Raw genomic sequence first — 1,638 nt, 5'->3', positions numbered from 1 at the left:
GATGGATCCCGATCATCCGGAGGCCAAGAACGCCCGACAGCTCCATGCTCTCGCCGGCGGCATGATCAAGCAGGCGCAGCGCCTCAACTTCAGTCCGGAACTGGAAGGTCTCTTCGCGGCCTATGCAGCAACGAACGACGTGGTGATGGAGACATTGCAAAAGATCATTCCCATAAAAAACAATATCAAGCCGGTCTATGTTCATGCTGGCATGGACACCGATAATAAGCTCAAGCTGCCCTTGAAAAATGCAGCATTGCGGATTCTTGGACCGGAAAACGACATTGACTTTTATTATCTGGGCAAACCCGAAAACCCGTTAATGCACGGTGTCAGGTCGGTCATGGACGTCGTTGCAAAATCCACGCCGCCGAACACGGCGCCTTCGAAATCAACGCCTCTCCCGACCAATATCGCCACGGCCGACTTCCGGCGGTTGCAGTCGCGAATGCTGTCGACAGCGCTCGCCTTCGCCGATCTCGATGGCAAGGTGACGAACAATACCAGCGTCGTTCTGCTCATGGAATGGAAGGGCAAGCGGCTGCTATTTGTCGGCGATGCAGAATGGGACGCGCGTTATGATGAAGGCGAGGCCAACGGTTCGTGGAATGTCATGTGGAACAAGCGTCATCCCGTGTTGGCCAAGCCGCTGGATTTTCTGAAAATCGGCCATCATGGCAGCGAAAACGCCACACCATGGAATGACAATCCGCTGCGTGACCCCGCCAAGCCAAATGAGCCGCTCGACATTCTGAACGCCATCCTGCCGAAGAATGGTACCCCAATCGCGACCGCCAGCGTTTCTACCCGCCGGGGTCAATACAAAACCATACCGAAGGCGGATTTGCTCGTAGAACTTGGCAGCCGGATTGCGACCAAGCGAGACTATGCCAGGGCGTTCAAAAGCGCCCATATCAATACGTCGCTGATTAACAAGTTCGACGAATTCGAGCAAACCTGGTTTGCCTCCCCTCAGCCTCTGCGCACGGATTTGGAAGATATGCTCCGCGATCAGGGCTTTATCGATATCGAGATTTCAGCTTGATGATGAGGCACAATGGCCCGTCTAGTATCTGCACTTTAGAAAACCGGGTCTGTGGTTAGGTTCCGCTCAAGGCGGGCATTTGAAGTGAGATTTCCAATGAGCCATGGATATACATCATGTACCCCTCACTGCGGCAACTGAACTAATGCCATCAATGACCGAGATGAAATATTCCTTTTCGTTGATGTCATTGATCGCAGCTGGTCTTCTGGCAGCAAGTCCCGTGCGTGCCGCCGACATCATGTCGCCGATGGGGCACCCGAACTCAAGCAGACCGAGAGGGATGGTTGGACGTTTGCCATTGCCCCGTATTTCTGGGCCGCGGGCATGTCCGGTGACGCCGGGCTTTTCGGTTTGCCGACCGTGCATCTCGACATGGATTTCGGGGACATTTTGAAAGATCTCGACTTTGCCGCGATGGCGATTGCCGAGGCGCGCTACGAYCGCTACAGCCTGTTCACCGACATCTTGTACGCCAAGATCTCGACCGGCCGCGGCACACCGCGAGGTATCATTGCCGGCACCGTCGATGTTTCATCCGAAACTTTTGCCGGGCTCGTCGGTGCCGGCTATTCGGTTCTGCAGAATGAGCG

1 protein-coding gene and 1 pseudogene are annotated in these 1,638 nt (G+C 55.0%); both read left to right on the top strand.

Annotated features, from left to right (window positions below; translation table 11 throughout):
- Window positions 1-1,045 (top strand): metallohydrolase (locus tag ACXJ5O_RS26230; RefSeq protein WP_457302464.1); only part of this gene is annotated, 1,045 nt, incomplete at its 5' end.
- 327 nt (window positions 1,046-1,372) lie between these two features.
- Window positions 1,373-1,638 (top strand): annotated as a pseudogene (locus ACXJ5O_RS26225) (hypothetical protein); the annotation flags it as partial.

The sequence above is a fragment of the Phyllobacterium sp. P5_D12 genome (genome assembly GCF_054049495.1).
This window is presented reverse-complemented; position numbering and strand designations above follow the sequence as displayed.